The sequence below is a fragment of the Streptomyces sp. NPDC058051 genome, assembly GCF_042885475.1.
In the GTDB taxonomy this organism is placed as follows: Bacteria; Actinomycetota; Actinomycetes; order Streptomycetales; family Streptomycetaceae; genus Streptomyces.
The window spans coordinates 96562-115932 of sequence record NZ_JBHVRW010000005.1; the positions used below are offsets into that span (position 1 = coordinate 96562).

Genomic DNA, 19371 nt, shown 5'->3' on the forward strand with positions numbered 1-19371 from the left:
CGCGAGCAACGCACGAAGGGCACCCCTGCGCATGACCACGGACACGTCGAAATCCGCCGACGCCCAGAAGAGGGCCGACGCCCGGAAGAAGGCCGACGCCCGGAAGAAGGCCGACGCCCAGGAGAAGACCGACACCGACGCCGAGAAGAGGGCCGACGCCCAGGAGAAGACCGACACCGATGCCCAGAAGAAGGCCGACGCCCAGGAGAAGACCGACACCGACGCCGAGAAGAGGGCCGACGCCCGGGAGAAGAGCGAGGAATCCCCCCGGCCGGAGGCCCGTCCGGCCCCCGGGGGCCGGTGGGTGACGATCTGGACCGCGGCCCTCACCCTGCTGCCGCTCGCCCTGCTCGGCGCGGCTTTCTGGATCGGCCGTCTGGTCCGCCCGGGTGCGGACGACTGGTGCTTCCTCCCGGTCGTACGCGACGAGGGCGTCTCCGGGATGATCGGGAAGTTCTTCTTCCATGACAACGGACGCGTCGCCAACGCGCTGCTCGTCGTCGCGTACGCGGCCTTCGGCGTCGCCGGCCACATGTGGTTCGCCGTGGTCAGCGGGGTCCTCATGCTGGGCATCCTCTGGGCGCTGATCGCTTCCGCGCTCAAGCGGGCCCGTCTGACCGGGCCGCGCGGACTCGCGCTGCTCGTGGCGGCGATGACGACAGCGGTGTTCCTGCTCGCGACGACCAACATGTACAAGACGTTCTACTGGCCCGCCTCCTCCGTCTCGCACACCGTCGCACCCGTGCTGGCCTGCGCCGCCGTGATTCCCCTGCTGCGGGCACGGACCGGGCGGGGTCGCGGCTTCGCGCTGGTCGTCGCCTATGTGGGCGGGCTCTTCATCGGCACCCTGTCGGAGGAGACGTCCGTCGTCGCGCTCGTCGTGCTGACCACGGCCCTGCTGCTGAGCCGCTGGGTCCTTTCCGGTCCCGGCCGGACCCTTGCGCGGAACTGGTGCCTGCTCGCCTTCGCCGGGGTCGCGGTCGGGGCGATCATCCTGTACCTGTCGCCCGGTGCGCGCGCCCGGCGTGGACGGTTCGGCGCCGACAGCTCGTCCATGGTCACCCCGGAGGCGCTGTCCGCGTCGCTGCGGGCGTTCGGGGAGATCCTGGGGACGATCTTCACGACCTGGCAGTATCTGGGCGCGATCGCCGTCGGCGTCCTGCTGGGCGTCATGGTGCGGGGTGAGCGGGGAGCGGAGGGGCAGCCCCTGCCGCGCAGGCCGCTCCTCCTCCCGGTCGCCGCCGGATTCCTCGCCTTCCTGGTCTCCGGATACCTCTGCGTCGTCATCACCCGACCGGCCTTCGGCGCGAGCGTGGTGACCTCGTCGCGCATCTGGGGCGACTTCCTCCTGCTGTACGTGATGGTCCTGGTCGGCGCCGGGGCCCTGCTGGGACGGGCGCTGCGCGGCCGCGAGCGGAGGATCCCCGCGGTGGCGGCCGTTGCCGCCGGAGCCGTGTGCGCCGCGGTCTGCGTCGGTCTCGCGGTCCCGCTGCGCCAGCTGGAACCGCAGATGGACGCGCGTGCCCAGCGCTGGGACCGCCAGGACCGGTGGCTGAGGGACCAGGCGGCGCACGGCGCCCGCGTGCTTCCGTACACACCCGTTTCGGTCAGCTCGATGCTGGAGCCGTTCGGCAACCACGGCAAGACGCTGTGGCCGGGGCAGTGCGTCGCCCAGTACTACCACCTCAAGAAGATCACGTACTCGACGCAGCTCCCCTGAGCAACCGGTGCGACGGAGCCCCCGTGGCGGCCGGCCTGTCCGTCGCGCACGCTCTCCGCGGCGGCCGGCCTGTCCGTCGCGCACGCTCTCCGTGGCGGCCGGCCTGTCCGTCGCGCACGCTCTCCGCGGCGGTCGGCCTGTCCGTCGTGCAAGACACCCGGCACACTGCGCACACCTGACGGCACAATGGGTTCATGCCGATACCCAGCCGTGCCGCCCTCGTCGAACACCTCGTCCGTACGCGCATCGCCGGAAACGTCGCCACACCCCGCGACAACAACCTCTCCCACTACCGCAAGCTCGCCAACGGCGACCGCCACTACTGGCTGGGTCTGGAGCTCGGGGACCGGTGGCGCGACGAGCAGGACGTACTCGCCGTGATGGCCGAGCGCTGCGGCGTCAGCGACGACCCGGAGCACCGGTTCGGGCAGGACACCATCGACCCGGAGCTGACGGTCGACGCCCTGGAGCGGATGGCGGCACGGCTGCGGAAGGCGGCGGCGGGGGCGCAACGGGTGCTGTTCGCGACGGGGCACCCGGGCGGCCTCCTCGATGTGCACCGGCAGACCGCTCAGGCGCTGCGGGCGGCCGGATGCGAGATTGTACGGATTCCGTCGGGGCTGGTGGCCGACGAGGGCATGGTGTTCCAGTTCGCGGACGTCGCGGTGCAGGAACGGGGCGCGACGCTCTGGCACACGCACTCGCCCGCTCCGATGGCCGCGATCCTGGACGGCCTGGAGCGGGAGGGCCGGCCGCTGCCCGACCTGGTGGTCGCCGACCACGGGTGGGCGGGATGCGCGGCGCAGCGCGGGCTGGACGCGGTGGGGTACGCGGACTGCAACGACCCGGCGCTGTTCCTCGGCGAGGCGGAGGGCACGCTCCAGGTGGCCGTGCCGCTGGACGACCACGTGCTGGACCCGCGGTTCTACGACCCGCTGACGGACTACCTGCTGGACGCCGCCGGGCTGATCTGAGCCGAACGGGTCGCATCGGCAAAGCGGTCGACTCCCCGGGCGGGAGTGCGGCAAGTCCCGGATGTGCGCGCGTAGTTGCTACGCTGCGCCACGATCGTCGAGCGATATGGGGGGCCGTGTGCCGACACCTGGGCGGCGGACCCGCAGGCGCGGACCGGCGTGGGTGCTCAGCGGTCTGCTCATCCTGCTCGCCCTGTTCCTCCTCCAGGAGCTGGCCGCCGGGCTGTTGCCGGACATCTACAAGGGCTTCGCGGGCGAGAGCCGACGCGCGCTCGTCGCCGGAGCGGTCATCGCCTTCGCCGTGGTGGGCCTGCTCCTCTACATCGTCCATCTGCGCACCCTGGTGCCGGACGACGACGTGCGAGAGGTCACCGCGGAAGAACGGGTCCGGGCCCGCACCGCCCTGCTCCACGCCGTGCGCCGGACCTGGACGGAGGGGGCCGACCGGAGCTGGGAGCGGACGGTACGGGTCGAACTGGGCCTCGCCGAGCACCGGGCGGCGGTGCACGACCCCTGGGGGCCGCCCCGCCTCACCTCCGGCGCGGCGGAGGGCGGAGTGCCGCTGGACGCGGGAACCCGGCTCGTGGACGTCTTCGCCCGCCACCACGGGCAGCTCCTCGTCCTCGGTGCCCCGGGCGCCGGGAAGACCTCACGGATGCTCGAACTGACCGAGGCGCTGATCGAGGCGGCCGACCGGGACGCGACAGCTCCCGCTCCGGCCTTTCTGCTCCTGACGAACTGGCACGGCGAACCGTTCGAGCGATGGGTCCTCGACGAACTCCACAACCGCTACCGCGTCCCCCGGGAAACCGGCCTGGCGCTGCTCCGGAACAACGAGATCGCCCTCGTTCTGGACGGGCTCGACGAGGTCGCCCCGCAGCTGCGCACCCGCTGCGTCCGCGGCATCAACGCACTGCTCTCCGCCGAACAGCATCCGCACTGCCCACTCGCCGTGTCGTGCCGCTCCGCCGACTACGACGCCCTGGACGAGCTGCTCACGGTCAACGGCGCCGTTTCCGTGCAACCTCTTGAGATCGCGGCCGTGCACGCCCTGCTCAACGGCGCGGGCGGACAGTTGCGCGGCCTGGCAGCGGCGGCGGCTGCCGACCCGGTGCTGGCCCGGCTCCTCACGACACCGCTGATGCTGGGCGTCGCCGTCTTCGCGTACGAAGGCGTGGACGAGGACGAGGTGGCGGCCTCCGGAGACACGGAGGAGCGCCGGGGCCGCATCTTCGACGCCTACATCGACCGCATGATCCACCGGGACCGGACCCTGCGGTCCGGGCGGATCGTGCCCGGAGTCCGGGCCGGGGAGGTGCGTGCCGGGGAGGTGCGGGCCGGTCTCCTCCGTTTCGCCCGGATCCTGTCCGTGGTCCATGCGACGGTGTACTACGCGGACGACCCCACCCACATCGTCCTTCAGGCGCCCGAGGACGTGGTCAGGCGACTGCTGCCGCGTTCGATGCACCTGGCGTTCCGGCTGGTGCGGGCGATGAGCGGATACGAGGCGGGAAACCCCGACAGCAGGCCGAACTGGTTCTACGTCTTCCTGCTCCGGTTCTTCCAGTCGGGAGTCCTGGATGTCGTCCCGTTCCTGTTCGTGGTGGCTCCGGAGTACATGACGCGCAGGTTCCTGGACTACGTGACCGACCGGGCGATCCTGCGCCGGGCGGGGAACGGCTACGCCTTCCTGCACAAGACCATCCAGGACCACCTGGCGGCCCAGGCCGGACGCATGTCCGCCCGGGAACTGAGGGCGCTGGCCCGGTCGGACTGAGCCGCGCGCTTCCGGCGCCAGCCCGGTTCCGGCGTCGGCCCGCTTCTGGTGCCGGCCCGGTGCTGACTGCGTTGCTCCGGTCCCGGCGTCGGGTCGAGTGGGCCGGCCCGGGGGCGGCCCCGGGGTCAGCCCCGGGGGACGCGGACCACGCCCTCCTGGATGACGGTGATCGCCAGGCGGCCGTCCTGCGTGTAGATGCGGGCCTGACCGAGCCCGCGCCCGCCGGACGCGGACGGCGACTCCTGGTCGTACAGCAGCCACTCGTCGGCCCGGAAGGGACGGTGGAACCACATCGCGTGGTCCAGGCTCGCGCCGACGACGTCACCGACCGCCCAGCCGCCCCGTCCATGGGCGAGGAGCACCGAGTCGAGCAGTGTCATGTCGGAGACGTACGTCGCCATGCAGACATGCAGCAACGGATCGTCCGCGAGCTTGCCGTTGGTGCGGAACCACACCTGGGAGCGGGGCTCGCGCGGTTCGCCGACCGTGCCGAAGGGCGGGGCGTCCGCATACCGCAGGTCGACGGCGGCCCGCGCCTCGATCAGCCGGTCCACGACCCCCGGATCACTGAAGCGGTCCGCGTACCGGGGCAGCATCTGCTCGGCCGTGGGCAGCGTGTCCGGGTCCGGGGCGGGCGGCATGTCCGCCTGGTGCTCCAGGCCCTCCTCGTACGTCTGGAACGACGCCGAGAGATGGAAGATCGGCTGGCCGTGCTGGACTGCGACGACCCGGCGCGTGGTGAAGGAGCGGCCGTCACGGATGCGGTCGACGCTGTAGACGATCGGCGCGCCCGGGTCGCCCATCCGCAGGAAGTAGGAGTGCAGGGAGTGGGCGGTCCGCTCGGCGGGGACGGTGCGGCCCGCGGCGACCAGGGCCTGGGCCGCGACCTGGCCGCCGAAGACGCGGGGAACGACCGCCGAACGGCTCGTGCCCCGGAAGATGTCCTGCTCGATCTGCTCCAGGTCGAGCAGATCGAGCAGGGAGTCAAGTGCTGCGCTCATGGAGAGAACGTAGCCGTTCCTACAGGCCCATGGACTTGGCGATGATCGACTTCATGACCTCGCTGGTGCCGCCGTAGATGCGGTTGACCCGGTTGTCCGCGTAGAGGCGGGCGATCGGGTACTCGTTCATGTAGCCGTAACCGCCGTGCAGTTGGAGGCAGCGGTCGATCACGCGGTGCGCGACCTCGGTGCAGAACAGCTTCGCGGACGCGGCCTCGGCGGCGGTCAGCTCACCGGCGTCATGGGCCTCGATGGCGCGGTCGCAGACGGCCTCGGCGGCGTCCACCTCGGCCTGGCAGGCGGCCAGCTCGAACTTGGTGTTCTGGAAGGACGCGACGGTCTTGCCGAAGACGGTGCGCTCCTGCACGTAGCCCTGGGCGAACCGGACGGCCGCCTTGGCCTGGGCGTAGGCGCCGACGGCTATACCGAGACGTTCCTGCGGCAGGTTCTGGCCGAGGTAGGAGAAGCCCTTGTTCTCCTCGCCGAGAAGGTCCTCGACCGGCACCTTGACGTCGACGAACGCCAGCTCGGCGGTGTCGGAGGTGCGCAGGCCCAGCTTGTCGAGCTTGCGGCCGACCGAGTAGCCCTCGGACTTGGTGTCGACGACGAGGAGGGAGATGCCGTGCCGCCGGTCGTCCGGCTTCGGCGCGTCCGTACGGGCGCACACGATGACCCGGTCGGCGTGGACGCCACCGGTGATGAACGTCTTGGCGCCGTTGAGGACGTAGTGCGTGCCGTCCTCGGAGAGCTTGGCGGTGGTCTTCATGCCGGCCAGGTCGGAACCGGTGCCCGGCTCGGTCATGGCGATGGCGTACATCGCCTTGCCGCTGACGAAGTCCGGCAGCCAGCGCTTCTTCTGCTCCTCGGTGGCGTACGCCTTGATGTACGGCAGGCAGAGCAGGACGTGCACGCCGGACCCGCCGAAGTTGACGGCGGCACGGGCGCACTCCTCGGAGATGATCGCCTCGAACTTGAAGGACTCGACGCCGGCACCGCCGTACTCCTCCGGCACCTCGATGCCGAATATGCCCAGCTCGGCGAGCTTGTAGTAGAAGTCGCGGGGCACCTGGCCGGCCGCGAACCACTCGTCGTAGACGGGAACGACCTCGGCCTCGATGAAGGCGCGGATGGTCTCCCGGAACGCCTCGTGGTCCTCGTTGAATACCGTACGGCGCACGGGGTGCCTCCTTGATCAGCATCGGGCGGGTATCGGTTGAGCTTCGGCCAGGCTGGCTAAGCGCTTGCTCAGTCCTGGTCAAAAGTTACCCGGCGGTCATCGAGGCTGTCCAGGGTGATGCGTGGCACGCCCGCGCGGAGCGCCCCGCAGGGGCAGGGGCGGGAAGGGCTGTCACAGCCGTCAGGCGGCGCAGTGCCGGATCCGTGCTGTCCGTATGCCTCGGCCGCTTGGCCTCAGGTGGGGAATTCGCCTGCCCAAGACCGCTCCAGGAGAGCGATGGGCAGGTACTCGGACTCCACTTCGACGGGGAAACCCGCGTCGTAGGCGAGGCAGGCGACAGCGAGGGGCGCGAGAGCGACCAGGCCCGTGGCCTGAAGGGCGTTGTCCTCGGTGCTCCAGTACTCCTTGTGCCACTGCAGTGCCTCCGTCAGGGCCCTGTTGAAGCCTGCGTGGTCGTGACGGACCAGGCGGTGGAACATTTCGATCGGAGGGTAGATCAGCTTCGCCACCGTCTCCGGGTCGCCGATGGTGGCTACCTGGGGGTCCGTGCCGTCCATCGCCGCCACCAGCTTCGCGCCCAGGTCCGGGCCGCCGAGCCAGTAGGTCTGGAGCGTCTCCACCCAGGCGTATTCGAACTCGTCGTAGCGCGCACCGGATTCCCGGAGAAGGGACATCGGCACGTGGCACAAGGCCGTCAACCGGTCCCTTTCCCTGCACACCATCGAGAGGTAGAAGGCCGTGAGCCAAGCGCCCGCATGTGTGTACGACTGCGGGCCGGTGGCCCGGAGAGTTCGGTCCTTCTCTGCGATGCGGCAGTGCACGCTCTCCTCGGTGGTGTGCGCCGCGGCGAACACCGCCGAGCCGACCTGCATGGCGTTGACCCAGGCCTGCCAGGTGGGCAGCAGTGCCGCCTCGGTATCCAGCAGGCAGTGTGACTTCGCGAGCGTGAGTGTCAGCCGCAGGGCATCGCCCAGATCGGTGGAGTCGGATTCCAGTCCATCGACCAGCCCTTCCGCGCCTTCGTGGAGTACGGCGAGGCCGGCTGCTGCGTTCCCTGTGGGAAAGGGGTGGCGGGAAACGATGGCGACCAACGCGTTTCTCCTCAGAAAATCTTGAAGTACTCAAGTGTTGCCCCAGCATACGTACCGGGGTTTTCAGTGGCCTGGACGAGAACGTACTGCAGGGTCTTGCTCTTGAGCGCGGCGCGGATCTCCGCGGCGTACTTACCGTCGAGTGGTGTTGTCAGCGCTCGCGACTCCATGTCGGCGAGGATGGTCCTGACGTATTCCAGGGTGCCCTGCTTCACCATGGTGCCGCGGTCGAGGTCTCCATTACCTCTGCGCCAGAGCAGTGTGGCGTTGGGGCCCTTGGCTTCGACGATGACCAGATTGCCGTCCTCGCTCCGCCAGAGCTGATCAAACCTCCTGGATCCATTGGGCGTCTCCGGGAGGTCCGTGACTTCTCGGAAACCTTTGAACTGCTCCTGAAGCAGAATGTGGCGGCGCGAGGCCTCCTCGCCGAGGGCTTCGCCGAGTTTGCTGTTGTTCGAAACCCCTTGGCCGACGCTGTTGTCGAACTTCGTCTGTGCCTCGGTGAGTGCGTCGGCGTGGCCTACTGAGGGGTCGGCTTCGTACTTCTTCTCCGCAGCAGTGAGTTCCATGCCGGCTCGGCGCTTGGCGGACACATCGTCCAGATGCTTGAGGTCGTCCGGGGCGACGGTGGCACGGCCCCGGTTGAGGGGCTCCAGCCGGAACTTCTCTCCGTTCGCATGGGGCAGGTCATCCGCCGCCGTCCAGCCACCGCCCTCCCGTTCGGCGAGCTTGGGCAGGAGCTGGCCGTCGACCATCCGGCGGGCGCTCTGACGACGGCCGATCCCGTCATAGTGCTCCTCGAACCAAGGTCCGCCCTCATTCGCCAGCCGGACGTGTTCCCGTGTGACGGCTGCACGCTGCTCTGGGGTCCGGTCATTGGGGGGCACCTCGCGGGCGGCCTCGTACTCCACGGTGTGTGCTGCTTCTTGGGGCGCCCGGGGCGCTTCATCGCCTGTGCGGGCCGCACCGTCCGTCGCCGACGAGCCTGGGAGCATCTCGCCCGCATGGTCTCGGGTGCCAGAGATCGCGTCGTCGGCCGTGAAGCCGCCTGACGGGCCGTGGCCGCCTCCCGTCGATGGGGCGTCCGGGCGGCCGCCGCTCGTGGTTGGACCGTCGGTGTGGGTTGTGCCGATGGCGAGGTCATTCGGACGGCCCCCTGCAGTGAGCGGAGCGACGTCAGGGTGGATGGAGCCGTCGCTTGAGGTGTTGTCCAACTCGCTGCGGGGCGTATTGCCGCCGGCACGGTTGCCGGGGGTGGTGTCAGGGTGGGCGCTGTTGCCCACCGCGTGCACCGGGGCGGAGGAATCCGAGCGCAGGCGGAAGGCGTCGTCGCCAGGACCGCCGCCGATCAGTTCGCGAACCGGGACCTTGACCGACGCGTCGGCCTTGGGTGTGTTCGCGACCAGTGCGGTGTCCGGAGCTTTCTCAGTTCTGGCGTCGTCGCCGTGCTGGAAGAGGGTGCCGTCTTCTCTGTAAAGATTGCCTTCGCCGTCAGCGTACTTCGCGGGGCTTTCGGCGAAGGGCAGTTTGACGGTGCCTGGGGGCAGGGTGACCGTGCCTTCTGGCAGCTTGATGTTGCCTTCCGAAAGCCTGATCGCGCCCTCTGGTATTACGGCGCCTGGAGGGAGCTGAATCGTTCCGTCTGGAAGCGTGCGCCCGCCGTCGGGCAGACTGAACGCACCCTCGTCGATCTGGGGGATTTCGGTGCGGCCCATGCCTTTGAGTTCGGTCATGACGTCGCTGATCTTCGTCAGGCCTGCGCCCGCGCCTTTGAAGATGTAGGTCATAGGGTCCACGGCCTTGCTTGCCTTGTTCGCGACGGACAGGGCCTTGGCCGTGATGCCTGCCTTCCCGCCGCCTGCCACTGCTCCGCCGGTGCCGCCGGTGAAGGCGGTGGTCAGCACGTTGAAGGTGAGCGTGCCGGCGGCCCGGGAGGGGTTGTTGCCCCATTGGTCCCAGGCCACCATGGCCTTGGCGGTCTCTTTCGTCGCGGTGCGTGAGTCCCTTACCCAGGAGGGGAGGCTGTCGTCGGGGAGCAGCCAGAAGGCGACGTTCGCGCCAGGGGTGACGGTGATCAACCCTGAGGTGGCGAGTTTGGCCAGGCCGTTCCATGCCTGCTTCGCCGCGTCCCAGCCGTCAAAGCCGGTCAGGGTGCCCAGGCCCTTGATGGTGCCCCAGACGCCGTCGACGATGAAGCCCTTGCCGAAGTCGTAGGCGTGCTCCCAGACGTGCCACCAAGGGGTCGACTCCTCGACCGCGTCTCCCCAGGGGAGGCTTTTCGCTTGTTTGAGGGCTTCGGCGTCATAGCCGTACATGCCCTTCCTGGTGGAGCCGTCGTTCGTCTTGAGCGCTTTGCCGTCCACCAGCGCGACGATCGCTGCGTGGCAGGTTCGTTCCACTTCCTGGAAGGCGGCCCAGGCCTCGGCTATCTCGTTGCGGCGACTGTTGTTCTCCTCGACCAGATCGCCGTCCTCACGCCACTTGTCGTCGCCGTCGACCTTGATGCGGAAGGCGACTGCCTCCCGTTTCAGCTCCTTGAGCTTCTCGACCAGAGGGTAGGCGTCATCCGAGTAGGTGCTCAGCGCGCCGGCGATGACGCACAGGTCCGAGCTCAGGGAGAGCCCGGTATCGGCAACGGGTTTGGTGGTGGCGAACAACTGCTCCGCCTCGGGTGCCTTGTAGAAGGCGTGCAGGCCGCCGAAGCTGCTGTGGACGTCTCCGGCGGCCGTGGCGATCTCGGCGCCACGCGTCGACAGTTCCGTCACCTTCGTGTCGAGCAGGGCCAGATCGCCGGTGAATACCGGTACCCCCACCGGGTCGACCGGATCGGTGCCGCTCACTTGTCTCCTTTGGTGTCCCTGAGGAGGTCCAGGCGTACGGACTTCGCCGCGTCCTGGGCGTGCTTGGCCGCCTCCAAGTCACCCTCGACGTACGCATTCGTGGCCCCGGCAGCACCCAGAATGGCCGCCTCGATCCGCTCGGCCGCCGCCTTGAAGTCTTTCTGGCGCCCTTCCAGGTACTCACCCAGCGCCGCGGCAACCGGCCCCATCGCCTGACGCGACAACGGAGCCTTCCCCGGCGCCACCGGACCCTGCAGAGGCGTCGCGGCCTGCGGCCCCGGCACAGCCGTACCAGCCGCTTGAGCTGCCTCCGCCATGTTCGCGACCATCGCGTTCAGAGCCTTCTCCAGGTCCCCGGCATGCGTACCGACGACCTTCAACTGGCCCTGCACCCCCTGTGGCCTGATGTCCCACGCCACCATGAAGAGCTCCCCGTGCGCTGAAGTGATTGAACAGTCGTTCGCGCGTTCACCTTTATCAACCAAGGCATCACTCGTGCAATCAGCAAATCGGCAATCGGCCAGTCTTGGCTGGCTTGTGACGTGGTATGGGGTGTCGCTGTGTAGCCCTCCTGGCGCCTTGTCAGGCGTTTGCAGTTTCGCTGCCTCAGCGCGAACCGCGGGTCCGTCCGTACATCCATGTCATCCAGGTCAGCGTCCAGCAGGGTCGCGCAGCGGGCGGTCCGCTGCGTCGCGGCCCGGTGTGGTGGCTGGGTGAGCGTAGATGTGCGAAAGCCCTTCCCGGGTGCCGGTCGGGAAGGGCTCTTGCGTGTGTCCCCTGTGCGGGGGCTTGGATCACTGGGGCTTGAAGGAGCGGATCTGGTAGTTCCCCTGGAGGTTGCCGCCCTGTCCGGCCGGGGTGGATCCGACCCGGGAGTTGTAGTTGGTGTTCGTGTAGTACTGCACGCGGTGCCCGGTCGCGTTCCATACGGAGCGGACGTTCGTGCCCCGCTGGATGAAGGAACAGTTGTCGGCGGTGTTCGCCCGCTTCTTGTCCGACCACTGGCAACGGGTTCCGCCCCCGTTCCAGTCGCTGTAGATGCAGAAGTATCCGGGGGTGCAGTTGTAGGAAGCCCTGGCGCTCTCGACGGCGGCGCTCCTGGCGGCGGTGTTCTTGGCGGTGGCGGTCTCGGTGGTGGCGTTCTTGGCGGCGGCGTTGTCCGTGGCGCCGGCTGCGGCGGGGCCGGCTGTCAGTCCCAGGGTCAGGGCGATCGAGGTGACGGCGAGCGCGGTGATGCGGTTCATGGCGAAGCTCCTTCGTTCCTTTGCGTGATGAAGCGTGCACGCTTGGTGAGCGTGAGCCTGGCACGGCTGTTACCGCAGGGGGCAGGGCGGAAGGAGCGGCGCCCGAAGCGTGTGTCATGGGTCGGGGCACCCCCGTGCGCACCGGCGCGCACACGGTCGTCGCTCACCTGCCCCGGATCGCGGGGACGTGGCGTGCGACGCGGATCCCGGGGGTGATCGTGGCCGTCGGTTCGTGCGACGGCGTGGCCGACTGCGCGCATCGATCGAAGATCACGCCACGCGCACACCTGTTCATAATGTGACTAATTGAAATATCCCTTTCAGTTGGTGGAATAGCGGGAAATGAGACTGGTGACGGGCCAGGGGCGCCCGACACGCACGGGAAGGGCGGTTCGCCCGGTCCGGCGCATCCGGTTCGACCGACGAAAGCCGCGCACAGGCATCCGCATCGTGCGGGTCCGCGCACACGCATCCGCATCCTGCGGTTCGTGCACACGCATCCGCATCCTGCGGTTCGTGCACACGCATCCGCATCTCCGTGGATCCGTGCACACGCATCCGCATCCTGCGGATCTGCGGGCGGCGCAGAGCAGACCAAGGGCTTCTCCCGACACGCGAACGAGTCCGCGGCGGCATGCCGCGATCCGTGAGACGCCCTGCCGTGCCCGACACCACACGACACACGGAGGTCCCATGCTGGGGGTGGAGCACTCGGAAGCGAGCTGGGTACAGGTGAACCTGGCTCCCCGGCCGCGTTCATGGCCGCGTCTGTACGACTGGCTCGCCGTCACCGCGCACGACCTCCTCGACGCGCACACCGCGAGCGCCTTCTTCTTCATGCACAAGCCACCCGGCCTGCGGGTGCGCTTCCAGGCGCCCACGGCCCACCGCACCGCTTCCCTGCGGGCCGAACTCATGGACCGGGCAGCGAAGTTCGACGGACTGGCCGGGCCGCCGGTGTGCGCGGTGTACGAGCCGGAGTCCTATCTCTTCGGTGGCCCCGCCTCCATGCCGTGGGTGCACGACGTGTTCACGGCCGACTCGCTGGCCTGGCTCGACCACCACACCCTGAAGGGCGTCGGCGACGGGGAGGCGCCGGCCGGCTGGCGGCTCTCCCTCGCTCTGCTGCGCGAGATGTTCGAGGGACTGCAGATCGTCGGGTGGGAGCACCGGGGCGTCTGGGACGCGGTGCGCACGGACACCGGACGCGTCCTGTCCGGCGGTCTCACGGGTGCCGCGTTCCTCCAGGCCGCCCAGGGCATCCGCGGCTACTGGGAACGGCCCCGCGCGCGGCTGCTCGACGGCATGCCCGAGAGCTGGCGCAGGACGCAGGAACTGCACGGGGAGGCGGTGCGCAGCGCGGCGGACCGCTGGCGCACTGGCTACTTCGAGGCAGGTGAGGCGGTGCGCGGCCCGCGTCGGGCAGCCGCCCACGCCGTGATCTTCCACTGGAACCGGGGGCGGCTCTCGTACGCCCGGCAGAGCCTGATCACCGAAGCCCTGGCCGACGACGGGGCGGTGGACTGACATGGCCGCGACCCGGAACAGTATCGACACCCGCGTCCACGGCAGCCCTGCCGATGCCGCTGCCGATGTCAATGCCAATGCCGACGGCCTGCGCCTGGGCGGCACCGCCCTGGTACGTGCTTCCGGAGTCCCCTGCTCGATGTGGACGGCCGCCGGCGGCTCGGGGCTGTTCGGCCGGATCGTCGAGCACGCGGACGCCCTCGACCGGCAGTCCGTGCACGCCCGGCGCCTGGCCGGTCCGCTGAGTGACATCGTCGCGGACGCGCGGCTGACGGACGCCGAACGCCGAGCCGTGCTGGCTCTGCGACGGCGACTGCACACGGGTGCGGCGCCCCGTCCGGCGGACTGCGCGCTCCTGGAGGGGCTGTCCGCCGCGCCCCGGGAACTCGTGCGGGAGGCCGGGGAGCTGTGCCGCGCGAGCGCGTCACACCTCGTGACGCGGGCGGAGCTGGACCGGGCGCTCGGTGACGAGCGCGAGCGGGTGGGTGCGCTGGCCTGGACGCTGGTGTCCACGAGCCCTGTCCTGCGGGCATTCCTGGACACCGCGATGCCCGGCCTGGCCGAGGAAGTGACAGCACGTCTGGCCGACGGCGAGTCCTGGAGCGGGAAACGGTTGCGCAAGCGCTCCGCGTACCTGTGGCGGGCCATGGGCCGGGCGGCGGCGAAGACCACGCCACGCGGCTGGGTGGGCCAGGTCGCCCCCGTGCCCGTCGGCCCCCAGGAACCGGGCCCCGGCCCCTCGGGCACGCCCGCCGACGACCCGGCGTGCGCCGGAGGCGAAGGGCGTCTCGCCCTCGGTGCCGTGCGCGAAGGGCTTCTCGCTCCCGCCGAGGGCGCGGCGTGTGCGGGAGGCGAAGGGCTTCTCGCTCCCGGCGACGGCACGGCGTGTGCGGAGGGCGAAAGGCTTCTCGCTCCCGGTGCCGCGCTGGACGCGCTGGCCGCCACCGTCGTGGAGAACGTGCACACGGTCCGGGCCGGTGCCGGTACGCCGGACCTCGGGGCCGCCGACCCGGCGACCCTGCTCGCTCCCGCCCCGCTGCACCTCACCGACGGAGGCGGCGGCGAAGGAGGATCGGGCGGGGTGCTGCGCTGTTTCGCGATCGATCCGGGCGACCCCGGGCGGCTGCGACAGGTCGCGGTCCGGCGCACCGCGCCACTGGACCTGCTGCTCACCCTGTTCGCCGAAGGGCCGCGCACCCTCGCCGAGTTGGAGCGCGCGCTGCCGGCCGCCGACCCCGCCGTACTGCGCGGCTTCCTCACCCACCTGACCGGCCTGGGCGTGCTCCAGCCCTGCGTGGCGCCGCGCCGCCGGCACAGTGCCTGGACGCCGGCCGCCCAGTCGCTCAGGTCGGGAACGCTGCCGGGCCCGGAGACCGAACCCGGCGACCGCGAACCCGGCGGCTGGTTCCTCGACTCCTGTCGTCGCCTGGACACCCGCGTGCCCGACCGCGCCGCCGCCCGCGTCCAGCGCGCGCTGCGCACCGCCCACCGGCTGGCCGCGCTGCGCCGGGCCGACCGGGACGCGGTCTCCGACGCGCCCCCGCACGCCCCCGGCACCGAGCGGCTCGACGGGCGTCCGCGTCCGCTCGGCGAGATCCTGACCGCCCTGCTCTCGTCGGACCGGACACCGCCTCCGGTCCCGGAGCTGCGCCGCTACCCGGGATGGCACCCGGCCCACAGCCCGGACTCCGGATACGCGCGGCTCCTCGCCCATCTCGCCTCCTGCCGCGACCGGACGCGGAAGGCCGGGGCGGCCGGGGCGGTCGGCGCGGACGTGGTGGATGTGGACGACGACCTCCTGGACGCACTCGGGGCGCCGCCGGCCCCGGACACCGTGCCGCCCTGGCCGTTGGACTGCCTGCTGCGCCCGCTGCCCGGACCGGGGCCCGTCGCGGTGCTGGAGACGGCCTCGCCCGCCGGAATCCTCGACGCCCGGTTCGCCGAAGGACTCCAGGCCCTGTACGGCGGCTACGGCACCGTCGAGGTCTACCGCGACTTCCTGGCCGCCGTGGAACGGCGGGCCGGCGTGCGGTTCGTCGAGCTGCTGGTGCCGCCGGTGACGGAGCGCGCCGCCAACGCTGTCCGGCGGCCCGTCACGACCCGCTGGTGGACCGGAGACCCCAACGCCGCCGCGTACTTCGGCCCCGGCGGGCCCGCCCCCCGCTACCTGCCGCTGGACCGCATCACCCTGCGGCGGTCGGGTGACCGGATCGTCGCCGAGGCGGACGGCGTGCGGGTGGTGCCCGTCCACCACGCGACCCGCAGCCCGATGCCGCCGTACGACCGGCTGGTGAGACTGCTCCTCTCCGCCGGGCACCCCTGGGCGAGGACGATGCTCCGCCTGGACGGTCTCGCCGCGGCCTTCCCCGCCGGCCCCGGCATCACCTGGACGCCGAGGGTGACGGTCGGCGCCGAACTGGTGGTCTCCCCGGCCACCTGGCGGGTGCCGCGCGCCCGCCTGTGGCGGCCGGACGACGGGGACCTCGACCGGGTACGGGTACTGGCGTCGCTCGGACGGGCCGCCGGCCTGCCGCGGTTCGCCTTTGTGCGGCCCGCCTTCGAGGCGAAGCCCGTACCGGTCGATCTCGACGCGCTGACCGCGCTGAACGTCATCGAGCGCTGCTGCGCCGCGCTGCCCGGCGACGAGCTGATCTTCGAGGAGATGCTGCCCGGCCCGGTCGCCGGGGCGCAGGGGCCGACGCTGTGCGACGCGCTGCACCGGGGCGAGCCCGTGGCCGCCGAGGTGATGCTCAGAGTCCCGTTCGACCGGACCGCCGAGGAGCTGGCGGCGGATGCCGCCGCCGCGCTCATCCAAGACGTCCCCGGCCCGTCCGCACACCGTGCGGCGGTCGCCGGGGCGGCCACCCAACAGGAAACACCAAGAAAACAGGAGGAATCACCATGCCCATCATGGAACTCACCGACCTCGACACCCTGATCGACGAGCTGGACGAGCGCGTCACCGGTACCGAACTGCCCGAGGTGCAGGACAGCTACAGCCAGGTCTGCACGATCCTCGTGTGCGACTCGGTCGCCTGTGGTTCCGTCGCCATCTGCTGACGGAACCTGCCCGGACACCACTCGCTCACCGATGAGTTGAACGGAGCCACCCGGACCGGTTCCGGGTGGCTCCCCGACCGGGAGGCCCGATGCCCCCACGCAGCCAGATCCCGCACCGTGCGGCCCTCGACATCGCCGTCCGGTTGCTCGACGCGTTCCCGGAGGTCCGGAATCCGACGTCCGACCCCGGCATTCCGGTCCTGGCCTCCGTGGTGGCCCGGACGTACGAACCGGTGGCCGTGGCGAGCGCCGGCCGCGCGGTCGCGGCCTGGGCCGGGACCGTGGGCCACGGACCCTCCCATCCCGGTCTGTACGACGGCGGACTGGCGGGCACCCTCGTCGGCCTGCGACTGGGCGCCCGCATCCACCCACCCCTGCACCGTGCCGCCAACCGGCTGCGCGACCACCTGCTGGAGAAGGCGTCGGAGCGTTCCTGGCGGACGGCGGACGTCGCCCTGTCCGACTACGACCTCATCAGCGGCCCGTCCGGCACCCTGCTCGCGCTCTGCACCGGGGCCCGGCAGTCATGGCGCCGTCAACTCATCCCTTTCGCCGGTCACTTGGCGACTCTCTGCGACAGTGGCGACCTGCGTCGGCTGCGGGCCGGCCAGTACGCGGGCCATCCCCGGCTGAACTGGCTGCAGGGCCGGGTGAACACCGGGATGGGTCATGGTGCGGCCGGGGTCGTGGCCGGGCTGACCGCCGCGGTCCGCCGCCTGGGCCCGCGCCCGCACCTACTGGACGCCCTGCGCAACGCCACCCACTGGCTGGTACGGCAGTCCTTCGTCGACGCCCGCTCCATCCGGAGCTGGGACGGCGCCGGCCTCGACGGCCCGCCACCCATCGGGGACCGGGCCCGCCAGGCTTGGTGCTACGGCACTCCGGGCGTCACCTGGGCGGTGTGGGACGCGTCCGACGCGCTGGGGGACCGGGCGACGGCCGACTGGGCGGCGAGCGCGTTCACCACGCTCGCGGAGCGGTACGACGAGGACTTCCACCTCTTCGGCGACCCGCTCACGGACCGGCTCGCACTGTGCCACGGTGCCGCGGGCGTCCTGCTCGTGGCGGACGCGTTCCACCGCTGGGCGCGCCTGCCGGCCGCCGCGGTGCTCCGTGCCCGTCTGGCCGCCCACCTGAACCGGGAGCTGCCGGCGGCGCTCGCTCCCGACGAACCGCTGAACCCGCAGAAGCCCGAGCACCCCCGGAAATCGCAGAACGCTCAGAACGCCCGGTACTCCCTGCTCAACGGAGCCCCGGGCGCACTGAGTGCTCTCCTCACCGCCGCCCACGACGGCTCGCGCGACTGGCTGCCGTGCCTCGGCCTGCGGTAGCGGCGGAAGCGTCCAGCCGCGCCGCAGCACTGCCTCATCGCTGCCGTAGCACCGCCCCGTCGTGCCGCAGCACCGCCTCATCGCTGCCGTAGTGCGAACCACAGCTCCGTCCGTACGTCCATGTCGTCCAGGTCCGCGTCCAGCAGGGCCGCGCAGCGGGCGATGCGCTGGCGGACCGTGTTGCGGTGGACCTGGAGGGCGGTGGCCGTGCGGTCCCAACTGCCGTGCAGGCTCAGCCAGCAGCGCAGCGTCTCGGCCAGGGGCTCGGTGAGCGGGGCGAGGAGGGCGCGGGCGTGCGCCTCGGCCTGGTCGGGCGGGACCAGAGCGGCCAGGCCGCTGGTGCCGGTGTGGTGGTGGGCGAGCGGGGTGCGGGTGGCCACGGCCCGGCCCAGGGCGCGGGCCGCCTGGCCGTCGGCGAGGTCCAGGGCCGCGAGCGGGGCGGGTGCGGAGGCGCCGAGTGTCCAGCCGGGCTGCGGGGTGATCCGGTCACCCCCGGGGATCAGCACCCTGACGATGTCGCCCCGGCCCGCGTCGACCAGTGCCGAGCCCAGGGCGGCGCCCAGCGCGCCGGCGTTCAGCGGGTCGAGGGGGCCGTCGCCGCTGCGGCGCGCGTGCACCACCGTCCACCGCTCGGCGCCACCGAGCAGCGGGGCCACGTCCTGCGGGTCGGCCCCCAGCAGCAGCCGCACGAGGGCGGCCGACCGGCCCGCCGCGTCCGCGCCCTGGTGCGGGGTGGCCAGCAGGGAGAGCAGGACGACCGCGACCCCGGCGATGGTGTGGTCGCCCGCCTCACGCCGGCCCGTCGCCAGCGCCAGGACCAGACCCTGGCCGCCGCCCAGCGCGTACGCGGACAGGTGGGCGTCCCGCAGCGTGTCGGTGGCGGACGCGGGGGCGGGGCGCGTCGCCTCGGAGATCACCCGGGTGAGCCGGGCCAGCGCCGCACCGACATCCGGGGCCGGGCGGCGGCCCGCCGCGTGCAGCTCGTCGCCGTCCGCGGAGAGCAGCACCGCCCGGCCCTCCAGCTGCACCGCCAGCTGGTGCAGCACCGCGGGGATCGGGTCGGGCCTGGCCGCCGCCGTGGCCAGCGCCTGCTGGGCCCGGGTCACCCGGCGCAGCTCCCGGAGCCGGGCCTCGGCCATCAGCCGCCACACCGCTCGGGCGATCGCCGTGAACGGTGTCTCGGGCGGCACCTCCACCAGCGGCAGGCCGTGCCGGTCGCACGCCTCGACCAGGCCCTGCGGCACCGTGTCGAACACCGGCGTCACACCGAAGCCGAGCGCCGCCGCCCCGGCCTCCACCAGCCGGGCCACGTACGCGTCCGGGTCCTTGAGCAGTACCCCGGCGCTGAGCAGCAGCTCACCGCCGAGCAGATAGGGGTACGGGTCGGCCATCTCCGAGGTGTGCACCCACAGCAGATCCGCCTCGGCCGGGCCCGCGATCCGGTGCAGTCGCAGCTCCTCGCGGGCGAGCAGCTCGGTGAGCGGGATCGGGGGAGTGGGCGGCGAAGGGGGCGCGGAGGGAGAGGGAGAAGGGGGCGGGGTACGCCCGGCCACGGCATCCGGCATGGACAATCCATCCATCGGGGACTTCGATGATGGATGAAACGTACACTTCAGCGTTGCCTGTGGG

General features: G+C 71.3%; 14 protein-coding genes. 7 read left to right on the forward strand and 7 right to left on the reverse strand.

All coding sequences use genetic code 11. The features are described from left to right. Positions 1 to 31: 31 nt before the first annotated feature. The 3 genes from ACFVUT_RS10535 to ACFVUT_RS10545 all read left to right on the forward strand — a co-directional run bounded on the left by ACFVUT_RS10535 (position 32) and on the right by ACFVUT_RS10545 (position 4471). Positions 32 to 1720 carry a DUF6056 family protein gene (locus ACFVUT_RS10535; RefSeq protein WP_389645072.1) on the forward strand — a complete coding sequence of 563 codons (1689 nt, stop codon included), beginning with the start codon at positions 32 to 34 and terminating at the stop codon, positions 1718 to 1720. 194 nt (positions 1721 to 1914) lie between these two features. Then, the gene (locus ACFVUT_RS10540; RefSeq protein WP_389645075.1) at positions 1915 to 2694 is read left to right on the forward strand and encodes a phosphatase; all 780 of its coding nucleotides are present in this window, start codon (positions 1915 to 1917) and stop codon (positions 2692 to 2694) included. 118 nt (positions 2695 to 2812) lie between these two features. Next, positions 2813 to 4471 (forward strand): NACHT domain-containing protein, encoded by a 1659-nt coding sequence (locus tag ACFVUT_RS10545; RefSeq protein ID WP_389645078.1) that lies wholly within the window; start codon positions 2813 to 2815, stop codon positions 4469 to 4471. 125 nt (positions 4472 to 4596) lie between these two features. Here the strand turns inward: ACFVUT_RS10545 and ACFVUT_RS10550 are convergent, their stop codons facing one another. The 6 genes from ACFVUT_RS10550 to ACFVUT_RS10575 form a co-directional block, all read right to left on the reverse strand. After that, the gene (locus ACFVUT_RS10550; RefSeq protein WP_389645081.1) at positions 4597 to 5472 is read right to left on the reverse strand and encodes an acyl-CoA thioesterase; all 876 of its coding nucleotides are present in this window, start codon (positions 5470 to 5472) and stop codon (positions 4597 to 4599) included. A 19-nt stretch (positions 5473 to 5491) separates the two neighbouring features. Then, complete coding sequence (locus tag ACFVUT_RS10555; protein WP_389645084.1) at positions 5492 to 6649, reverse strand: acyl-CoA dehydrogenase family protein; 1158 nt, start codon at positions 6647 to 6649, stop codon at positions 5492 to 5494. A gap of 233 nt (positions 6650 to 6882) precedes the next feature. Next, positions 6883 to 7740 carry an immunity 49 family protein gene (locus ACFVUT_RS10560; RefSeq protein WP_389645087.1) on the reverse strand — a complete coding sequence of 286 codons (858 nt, stop codon included), beginning with the start codon at positions 7738 to 7740 and terminating at the stop codon, positions 6883 to 6885. 11 nt (positions 7741 to 7751) lie between these two features. Then, a complete protein-coding gene (locus ACFVUT_RS10565) occupies positions 7752 to 10580 on the reverse strand; it encodes a hypothetical protein (RefSeq protein WP_389645090.1) in 2829 nt (942 codons plus the stop codon). Continuing rightward, complete coding sequence (locus ACFVUT_RS10570; protein ID WP_389645093.1) at positions 10577 to 11002, reverse strand: DUF6507 family protein; 426 nt, start codon at positions 11000 to 11002, stop codon at positions 10577 to 10579. Before ACFVUT_RS10570 ends, ACFVUT_RS10565 begins: the two co-directional genes overlap by 4 nt. A 372-nt stretch (positions 11003 to 11374) precedes the next feature. Beyond that, entirely contained in the window at positions 11375 to 11824 is a 450-nt protein-coding gene (locus ACFVUT_RS10575; protein ID WP_389645095.1) for a peptidase inhibitor family I36 protein, read from the reverse strand. A 693-nt stretch (positions 11825 to 12517) separates the two neighbouring features. Here ACFVUT_RS10575 and ACFVUT_RS10580 point away from each other — a divergent pair. The 4 genes from ACFVUT_RS10580 (at position 12518) to ACFVUT_RS10595 (ending at position 17742) form a co-directional block, all read left to right on the forward strand. Beyond that, on the forward strand, positions 12518 to 13351 hold the full coding sequence (locus ACFVUT_RS10580) for a thiopeptide-type bacteriocin biosynthesis protein (protein ID WP_389645098.1): 834 nt from the start codon (positions 12518 to 12520) through the stop codon (positions 13349 to 13351). A gap of 1 nt (position 13352) precedes the next feature. Continuing rightward, positions 13353 to 16289, forward strand: a complete 2937-nt coding sequence (locus tag ACFVUT_RS10585) for a lantibiotic dehydratase (protein ID WP_389645101.1) — start codon at positions 13353 to 13355, stop codon at positions 16287 to 16289. Beyond that, positions 16262 to 16411, forward strand: coding sequence for a hypothetical protein (locus tag ACFVUT_RS10590; RefSeq protein ID WP_389645104.1), 150 nt, complete (start codon positions 16262 to 16264; stop codon positions 16409 to 16411). The genes ACFVUT_RS10585 and ACFVUT_RS10590 overlap by 28 nt, the downstream gene beginning before the upstream one ends. Positions 16412 to 16500: 89 nt before the next feature. Further along, positions 16501 to 17742, forward strand: a complete 1242-nt coding sequence (locus ACFVUT_RS10595) for a lanthionine synthetase LanC family protein (RefSeq protein ID WP_389645106.1) — start codon at positions 16501 to 16503, stop codon at positions 17740 to 17742. Between the two features lie 77 nt (positions 17743 to 17819). Here the strand turns inward: ACFVUT_RS10595 and ACFVUT_RS10600 are convergent, their stop codons facing one another. Next, positions 17820 to 19307, reverse strand: a complete 1488-nt coding sequence (locus tag ACFVUT_RS10600; protein WP_389645109.1) for a PucR family transcriptional regulator — start codon at positions 19305 to 19307, stop codon at positions 17820 to 17822. Between the last annotated feature and the right edge of the window lie 64 nt (positions 19308 to 19371).

Bases quoted from the DNA above. Each gene is read 5' to 3' on its own strand.
- ACFVUT_RS10535 (WP_389645072.1), top strand. From the start codon at position 32: ATGACCACGGACACGTCGAAATCCGCCGACGCCCAGAAGAGGGCCGAC.
- ACFVUT_RS10540 (WP_389645075.1), top strand. From the start codon at position 1,915: ATGCCGATACCCAGCCGTGCCGCCCTCGTCGAACACCTCGTCCGTACG.
- ACFVUT_RS10550 (WP_389645081.1), bottom strand. From the start codon at position 5,472: ATGAGCGCAGCACTTGACTCCCTGCTCGATCTGCTCGACCTGGAGCAG.
- ACFVUT_RS10570 (WP_389645093.1), bottom strand. From the start codon at position 11,002: ATGGTGGCGTGGGACATCAGGCCACAGGGGGTGCAGGGCCAGTTGAAG.
- ACFVUT_RS10575 (WP_389645095.1), bottom strand. From the start codon at position 11,824: ATGAACCGCATCACCGCGCTCGCCGTCACCTCGATCGCCCTGACCCTG.
- ACFVUT_RS10580 (WP_389645098.1), top strand. From the start codon at position 12,518: ATGCTGGGGGTGGAGCACTCGGAAGCGAGCTGGGTACAGGTGAACCTG.
- ACFVUT_RS10585 (WP_389645101.1), top strand. From the start codon at position 13,353: ATGGCCGCGACCCGGAACAGTATCGACACCCGCGTCCACGGCAGCCCT.
- ACFVUT_RS10590 (WP_389645104.1), top strand. From the start codon at position 16,262: ATGGAACTCACCGACCTCGACACCCTGATCGACGAGCTGGACGAGCGC.
- ACFVUT_RS10595 (WP_389645106.1), top strand. From the start codon at position 16,501: ATGCCCCCACGCAGCCAGATCCCGCACCGTGCGGCCCTCGACATCGCC.
- ACFVUT_RS10600 (WP_389645109.1), bottom strand. From the start codon at position 19,307: ATGCCGGATGCCGTGGCCGGGCGTACCCCGCCCCCTTCTCCCTCTCCC.